Source organism: Nonomuraea cypriaca (assembly GCF_015645445.1).
Taxonomy (GTDB): Bacteria; Actinomycetota; Actinomycetes; order Streptosporangiales; family Streptosporangiaceae; genus Nonomuraea; species Nonomuraea cypriaca.
The window spans coordinates 1-7652 of the sequence record NZ_JADOGI010000362.1; the positions used below are offsets into that span (position 1 = coordinate 1).

Here is a 7652-nt window from a genome sequence, read left to right on the forward strand (position 1 = left end):
GGGCGGGGGTGGCGTGGACGGCGAGGGTGTCCAGGGAGACGCCGAGCACGTCGGCCAGCGCCGCGATCGTGAAGAACGCGGGCGTCGCGATCCGTCCCGTCTCGATCTTGCGGAGGGTCTCGGCGGACATGCCGGCCGCGGCCGCGACCTCGACGATGCTGCGCTCGCCCCGGGCTTGGCGCAGCACCAGGCCGAGCCGCTCGCCGCGGAGCCGCTCCTCGGGGGTCAGTGGAGGTCGCACCATGCCTTCAGCCTACACCCTGGGATACAAATACCGGTATTGTTATCGCGCGCCCCGGCGCTCACTGGAAGGCGCCGGGCCGCTTCCCCTCCCGCGACGGCATCGTGGCGCTGGAGGCCATGAGCGATCGCTCATGGCGGATGCGTGGATCGGCATTGGCGCTCATGACCGGACTGTCGCAATAGTGAGGTCATGGACCGATCCCTGCACGTCGTGGTCGTCGGTGACCGCGACCCCGCGTTTCCCCCGCACCCGGCCACCGACGACGCGCTGCGGCACGCCGCCGCGCACCTCGGCGTCGGGGTGGACGTCCGCTGGCTGGCCACCGAACAGCTCGAATCCGGCCTGGCCGGGGTCAAGAGCGCCGACGCGCTGTGGTGCGCGCCCGGCAGCCCGTACCGCAGCCTGCCCGGCGCCCTGGCCGCGCTCCGGTACGGCCGCGAGCACGGCGTCCCCACTCTGGGGACGTGCGGCGGCTGCCAGCACATGATCATCGAGTACGCCCGTCACGTGCTCGGCTACGAGGATGCCCAGCACGCCGAGTACGACCCCTACGCCTCGACCCTGTTCGTCTCGGAGCTGACCTGCTCACTCGCGGGCAAGACCATGCCCGTCACCCTGGTCCCCGGCTCCCGGGTGGCCGCGCTGTACGGGCGTACCGAGGCGGAGGAGGAGTACTACTGCGATTTCGGCCTCGACCCCCGCAGGCAGGGGACCCTGCACGACGGCGGCTTCGTGGTCACCGGCGTGGACGGCGACGGCGAGGCCCGCGTGCTGGAGGTCCCCGGACACCCGTACTACGTGGCCACCCTGTACGTGCCGCAGGCCCGCTCGCGTCCCGGGCGCCCGCACCCGCTGGTCACCGGCCTGCTGCGGGCGGCGCTGTGACGTTCACCCAGCTGAGGATCCTGCAGGCGGCCGCCGGCCCGCTCCCGGCGGCCACGGCTTTCGCCGAACTGGCCACCACTCTCACCGAGGGAGACACGCGCGGGCGTCGCGGTCCGGTGGCGACCGGTCAGGGGCGTATCGGACCAGCCAAATAGGTACCGACATAGGCATTTATCCCGTCTCTGTGGTGGTGGTCCTGACCACATCCTGGACAAATGGACCGGCAGGCCAACGGGGGAAAGGGATCAACGTGCGCACCATCTGCCAGCAGGAACGCCCGCGACGGGCCGTTCCGCTGTACCCGTCCCGCAACGCGCTCCTGGCCATGGGAGACGCCCTGGCCCTCCGCATCGGATGGACGCGGCGCGACCGCGCCGTCTCGTGGTCGCTGTCGGCCCACCCGTCGGCGGTGCCCAGCGCCCGCCGGCTTACCGCCGCCCGGCTCACCGCCTGGGGCCTGCACGAACAGGTCGAAGCCGCCGAACTGCTGGTCGCCGACCTCATCGCGGCCGCCTTGCGGCACGCCACCGCCACCATCAGGCTCGCACTGCGGGTGGAGGACGGGCTGCTGCGCGGCGAAATCGAGAACACCGGCCCCGCCGAGCACGGGCAGCCGTCCCGGAACACCGGCCCCCCGCCGGACCCGGACAGCCCGCACCTGGCACACCTGGCCTGCTGCTGGGGCGTCTCCGACACGGTCACCTGGTTCGAACTGATCACCTCGGAACGGCACTGACGAACACCAGACCAGACGGCCGGGACCGGCGCTCACCACCCAGACCCGGCTCCGGCCGTCACCCCCCCGCCAGGCCGGCAGGCGAAACCGGTCACCCACGTCACCGGAACGAAGCGACCGACCGGCAACCCGCCGGCGCGACGAACCGGGAGCCAGGGCGACCGTCCGCGAGCACGGACCTCCCCCGTTGGTCGCCGTGCTCGGCCGGAGGCCCGGTGGACGCCACCGAACCGGCTCCACCGGGCCCCGGCACACCCCGGCCGCACCACCACCAGGCGTGGGCATGCGCCCGGCGCGCCCGCCATCGAGCCGACGGAGGCCGGGCGGCGGCACAGGCCTGTCGTCAACGAAGCTCTCACTTGGGCCCGGTGTCCTCGCAGTTCCTGATCGCCTGGGTGGACAGGCCGTGCTCGCGCGCCGGGCCCACCGGCCTCATGGATGCATCGCCGATTGAAGGTCCATCGCGATGAGAGCGGGGATTTCCAGAAAAAGTTTACACTGAGTGTTCAACGATACCGTTGAAGGTATGGATATCAAGGACACGGCCCGGCCGCTCGACGGCGCGGGCGTCTCGGCGTTCCTCCACTCGCTTCCCGCCAAGCCCCTGCTGCTGGGCCTGGGCGAGGCCAGGCACTTCGTGGGGGAGCTGGGCGAGCTGCGCAACGAGATCTTCCGCCATCTGGTCGAGCACGAGGGCTACCGGTCGTTCGCCATCGAGAGCGACTGTCTCATGGGCCTCGTGGTGGACGACTACATCACGACGGGCGCGGGCACGCTCGATGACGTCATGGAACGCGGCTTCAGCCACGGCTTCGGCGCGTCACCGGCCAACCGCGAGCTCGTGCGCTGGATGCGCGCGTACAACGAGGAGCATGGCGAAAAGCTCAGGTTCTTCGGGTTCGACGGCCCTCTGGAGTACTGGGCGGCGAGCCCGCGCCAGGCGCTCACCGCCCTCTACGCCCTCCTGGACGGCCCGCTCCCTTGCACGGTAGTAACCAGGGAAACCCTCGACACGCTGCTGGGCCCGGACGACCGGTGGGCGAACGAGGCCTCGGCCATGGATCCGTCCCAGTCGATCGGCCGGTCCGCCGACGCCCGGCGGCTGCGGCTGATCGCCGACGACCTGGTGGCGCTGCTCGACACGCAGGCGCCGCAGCTGAGCGCGGAGGACGGGGAGCGGGCGGCACTGTACGGGCGCACCGCCACCGGCCTGCTCCGCTACCACTACTGGCTGGCCGACGCGTCCCCGGCACGGTGGACCCGGCTGTCGGCCCTGCGGGACGCGATGATGGCCGCCAACCTGCGTGCCGTCGCCGAGCAAGGCCCGGCCCTGGTCTTCGCCTCCAACCTCCACCTGCAGCGGAACAAGAGCTTCATGCCGTTCGGCGACCAGTCGCTGGAGTGGTGGAGCGCGGGGGCGATCACCGGGACGCACCTGGGCGACCGGTACGCCTTCCTGGCCTCAGCCTTCGGCACGGCCGGCGACGACACCCCGCCGCCGGACACCGTCGAAGGCATCCTGTCCACGCTCCCGTGGGACCACTCTCTCATCGACGCCCGGCGCCTGGCCGAGGCCATCACGAAGCCCGCCCCGCGCATCTCCCACGATTTCGCCTATTTCCCGCTGGACCCGGCCCAGCTCGACATGATCGACGGCGTCGTCTTCCTCAAGCACGCTGTCAGGCTGGGCCGGCTGGGTTGACAGGCGCGTGCGTGTCAGGCTCTGCTGACACGCACGCGCGGCACTCACGCCATCCATGCCCGCCCCCTCACCGAAGGCGGCGCCCGGGGCTGATGCGATCTAGCCGAACGCCTCGGCGACCGCGAGGCTGTCCTCGTACATGTGGTGGCGTGTGATCAGGCCGTCCTGGACGGTCAGGTGCAGGGCGAAGGTCATGCTGAACCGCCTGCCCGAGGATGTGACCACCTGTGTGCTGGTGCCGGTGACGACGGCGTCCTGGCCGTCGATGAGGACCCGATCGACGCTCACCTCGCCCGTGCAGAGCCCGGCGAACGTGGTGTAGTGATCGGCCACCTCGGCCCGGGTGGCGCGCGGCCTGATCCACGGCACGAGCGGATGCTCCGGCACCGGCCAGCTCACCCGCCAGTCCACGCGCTCGGCGTACAACTCGGGGCGGGCCTCTTGGAGGAAGGCGTCCACGACGGTCTTCGTGCCGGGCCGCGGCGGGTCGCCGAACTGGTGGTCGGACTCGATGCGCCCGTCGGCGCCGAGCCGGGCGAAGACGGCACCCGTCCAGGTGACCTCGCCGCCCGCCTCCGGCACCATGTAGGTGGTGAAACGGACACCTCCGTGGTGCCCGACGGTGTCACCGGCGGCACGGAAGACCTGGCCGCCGTCACGGACGAACTGGTTGTGCGCATCGGTGATCCGAGCCTCCAAGGCCCGGAGGCCGCGGTACTCGGCGCTGTCGGTGTATTCCACGCCGTCCCGTGCCCACAACTCGGAGATCATCGTACGTCGGATGTCGGGGCCGCTCTCGTTCCAGACGGCGACGTAGCGTTCGGCAAAGGCTTCATAGTTCATGAACGAGGACATTAGGCCCAGCCTCCTGACATCCTGTGTCAGTAGAGTTCGAGGCATACGCACAAGCCGGCTCGTATCCCTCCTTCTGATGCTCCGGACACACGCCCGGATGACCGCGCGGGAGCCCGGAGCGGCTGGAGGCGTCGGAGCGGACGATCCACCGCGACGTCGAGTCGCTGAGCGCGGACGCGTCAGGCGCTGGGGGAGGCGGCGTTCGGAGGACCACCCCGTCTGGCGCCACACGCCGCCTCAGGCTTCTCTGAGCGACTCGGGGCAGCCGGATTCGAGGAGGTCGAAGATGGCGTTCAGCGCGGACAGGGAGTCGGGTTCCGTGCCCGCGAGTTCGGGGATCTCCAGGACGTAGCGGGCCAGAGCGCGGACGGTCATGTCGGAGGGGTCGCGGCCGCTCTCGGCGGCGATCGCCTCGGCCAGGGGTTCCTCGCCGGCTATCCAGAGCTTGCGTGAGTATTCCCGCAGTGCAGGCGTGCTGACGATCAGGTCGCGCTTGCGCCGCAGTTCGGCCGGGAGATCGCCGGCGAAGGGTCCCCGGGCCGCCATGCAGCGGCGCAGCGCTTCCAGCACCGACTGGCCGGAGGGCCGGTCGCGAACCGCGGCGACCAGCCAGACGCGTCGTTCGGCGCCGTCGTCGAAGATCAGCGCTTCCTTGCCGTCCGGCACGTGCGCGAACAGGGTGGCGATGGAGACGTCCGCCTCGTCGGCGATCTGAGCGACGGTGACGCCGTCGTACCCGTGCTCGCAGAACAGCCGCAACGCGGCCTCCGACAACGCCCGGCGGGTCTGTGCCTTCTTGCGCTCGCGGCGCCCCATCGTCGTCGGCATGTTCTCATCGTACCGAATCCGAAACTCCTATGAATCTATAGTGGATATAGTTTCAGAGTAAGTCTAGTTTCATTCTGATCGTCGTCGTAGCCCTCACCGCCATCACCGTCCCGGCCGTGACCCCGATGCCCAGAGGAGCGCCGGCACAGACCCCGGCCAGCCAACCAACGTAAGGAACCGGACCATGTCCTCCCTCCACAGCCCAGCCCTCTGGGACGTACGACGCCTGCCGCGCGCCGACGGCAAGAACGTCCTCGTCACCGGCGGCAACGCGGGCATCGGATACTTCGTCGCCGAACAACTCGCCGGCACCGGCGCCACCGTCATCCTCGCCGGCCGTGACACCGCCAAAGCCCAAGCCGCGCAAGTCTCGATCCGCGCCCGCGTCCCCGGCGCGCACGTCCGTCACATCCGCCTGGATCTCGCCGACCTCTCCTCACTCCAAGCCTCCGCCGACGCCCTGAGACCGCAAAGACTGGACGCGGTCGTCTGCAACGCCGGAGTGCTGCTCGACCAGCCGCCACGGCGCGAGACCAGGGACGGCAACGAGTTGATGTTCGCCACCAACCATCTGGGGCACTTCGCGCTGATCTCACTGCTCACACCCCTGCTGATGGCCACACCCGGGAGCCGTGTCGTCACCACCGGCAGCTTCACGGCGAAGTCCGAGAGCCTGGACCTCGACGATCTCCAGAGCACGCGCGACTACCGGCCGAAGCGCACCTACGCACGATCCAAACTCGCACAGATGCTCTTCGGCTTCGAACTCGACCGCCGCCTGCGCGCCGCCGGCAGCACAACGCTGAGCGTGATCATCCACCCCGGCGGCGCACTCGACTCACTCACCCCCTCACGCCCGCCGGTTCGCGTCCGAACCCGTGGCGAACGACTGCGCGGCCTGCCCGCCGGTCTCCTCTTGCAGGGAAAGGAGGCCGCCGCCTGGCCCGCCGTCCGGGCCGTCCTCGACCCGTCAGTGCGCGGTGGCCAGCTTTGGGGACCCCGGGTCTTCGGGATACGCGGCCTGCCCGCCCTCGAACCCGTCCAAGGTCACCTGGCCGACACCGTACTCGCGGCACGACTGTGGACCGCCAGCGCCGGCCTGACCGGCCTCGATCCAAGCACGAACCTCACGTGAACCGACGGCCGACCTCGACAGGCCCCCGCCGGGTACGCCGCCCTCCACAAAGGCCTCCAACCTCGTTGATCCGCGGATCAGGCACCAGCGCCGACAACCACGGCGGATAATCCTTCCGCCTCGGTGTGGAACGCCGCGTCACCGCAGGTAAGAGGCGGGTTCGTTGGATTCCGCTCCATCGCTACCAGGCCCCCCGAAGGCCGGGACGGGCGGGTGCGAAGGGGCCAATTCCGCGCCCGACACCGAGCACGGCACACCCCGGCCCGCCCGGCAAAGAGCGCCCGGATAGGGGACGGCCCGCGCAAGGAATGACGGACAGGGGAGTGCCGCGAGGGGAGTCTCGGCCCAAGAGGTGCCGGATGGGGGAGTGCCTTCGTTATGAGGACCCGCCGGAACCCCAACCGGCCAATTACCCCTTCACCCGCCCGGCCAGGTCCCACCCCGCCACCAGCAGCCGACCAGGACCGCTCACCGAAGGCGGCGTACGCTCACCCCGCCGTCTCGCCCCGCAGCAGCGGATGCGTACGCATCGCCACCTCCAGCTCACCCGGCAACTCATCCCGATACCGCCCCAGCGTCGCCAGATCGCTGTGCCCCAGCACCCGGCGCACCGCATCCATGTCCACCGCGTCCGCCAGCAGATGCGTCGCCGTCGTATGACGCAATCCGTGCGGAGTCACCGAACGCCGCTGCTCAGGATCCACCCGCCGCTGCACCCGATCGATCACCGCCTGCACATCACCCCGCGCCAGCCTGCGCCCCCGCCACGACAACAACAACGCCTTGTCCTCCACCGCCGGCCGCCCCCGCGCCAGATACGCCTGCAACACCCGCGTCACATCAGCCGGCAACGGCACATCACGCGTACGCCCGCCCTTACCGAAGATCCGCCAGTAACGCACCCCGTCATTGGTGAAGAAATCCTCCACATTCGACCGCACCAGCTCCGACACCCGAGGCCCCACCGCCACCAGCAGCAGCACGATCACCGCGTCGCGCAACTCCGTACGCTGATCACGCCGCTTGCCCGCCGGCTCCGGCGCCTCCGGCAACGCCCGCGCCGCCCCCACCAGCCCCTGCGCCTGCTCCCGCGTCAAAGCCCGCCGCTGCGCACGCAACCCGCCCCGCTCCTTCGACGTGATCGCCGACTGCGTCATCGGGTTGAGCTGCACCCACCCCGCCAGCGTCGCATGCTTGAACAACGCCGAGATCGACCGGCGAAAGCGCGCCTGCGACGACGGCGACTGCCCCGCCCGCCCCGCCTCCC

The 7652-nt window shown here is 70.3% G+C and carries 8 protein-coding genes; 4 read left to right on the forward strand and 4 right to left on the reverse strand.

What is annotated here, in order from left to right; all coding sequences use genetic code 11:
- Positions 1-244, reverse strand: a 244-nt coding sequence (locus tag ITP53_RS52405) for a helix-turn-helix domain-containing protein (protein WP_195902971.1), incomplete at its 3' end; no start/stop codon positions are given.
- A 189-nt stretch (positions 245-433) separates the two neighbouring features.
- On the opposite strand from ITP53_RS52405, the gene ITP53_RS52410 reads away from it, so the two are divergent.
- From ITP53_RS52410 to ITP53_RS52420, 3 genes are all read left to right on the forward strand, one after another.
- Positions 434-1129 carry a CTP synthase C-terminal region-related (seleno)protein gene (locus tag ITP53_RS52410; protein ID WP_195902972.1) on the forward strand — a complete coding sequence of 232 codons (696 nt, stop codon included), beginning with the start codon at positions 434-436 and terminating at the stop codon, positions 1127-1129.
- Positions 1130-1379: 250 nt separating this feature from the next.
- Entirely contained in the window at positions 1380-1865 is a 486-nt protein-coding gene (locus ITP53_RS52415) for an ATP-binding protein (RefSeq protein ID WP_195902973.1), read from the forward strand.
- A gap of 526 nt (positions 1866-2391) precedes the next feature.
- The gene (locus ITP53_RS52420; protein ID WP_195902974.1) at positions 2392-3567 is read left to right on the forward strand and encodes an erythromycin esterase family protein; all 1176 of its coding nucleotides are present in this window, start codon (positions 2392-2394) and stop codon (positions 3565-3567) included.
- A 99-nt stretch (positions 3568-3666) separates the two neighbouring features.
- Here the strand turns inward: ITP53_RS52420 and ITP53_RS52425 are convergent, their stop codons facing one another.
- The gene (locus ITP53_RS52425; RefSeq protein ID WP_207757664.1) at positions 3667-4410 is read right to left on the reverse strand and encodes a nuclear transport factor 2 family protein; all 744 of its coding nucleotides are present in this window, start codon (positions 4408-4410) and stop codon (positions 3667-3669) included.
- 249 nt (positions 4411-4659) lie between these two features.
- On the reverse strand, positions 4660-5250 hold the full coding sequence (locus tag ITP53_RS52430) for a TetR/AcrR family transcriptional regulator (RefSeq protein ID WP_195902975.1): 591 nt from the start codon (positions 5248-5250) through the stop codon (positions 4660-4662).
- 184 nt (positions 5251-5434) lie between these two features.
- Here ITP53_RS52430 and ITP53_RS52435 point away from each other — a divergent pair, with 184 nt between their 5' ends.
- The gene (locus ITP53_RS52435; RefSeq protein ID WP_195902976.1) at positions 5435-6385 is read left to right on the forward strand and encodes an SDR family NAD(P)-dependent oxidoreductase; all 951 of its coding nucleotides are present in this window, start codon (positions 5435-5437) and stop codon (positions 6383-6385) included.
- A gap of 488 nt (positions 6386-6873) precedes the next feature.
- Here ITP53_RS52435 and ITP53_RS59905 read toward each other — a convergent pair.
- Positions 6874-7652, reverse strand: a 779-nt coding sequence (locus tag ITP53_RS59905) for a tyrosine-type recombinase/integrase (RefSeq protein WP_195902977.1), incomplete at its 5' end; no start/stop codon positions are given.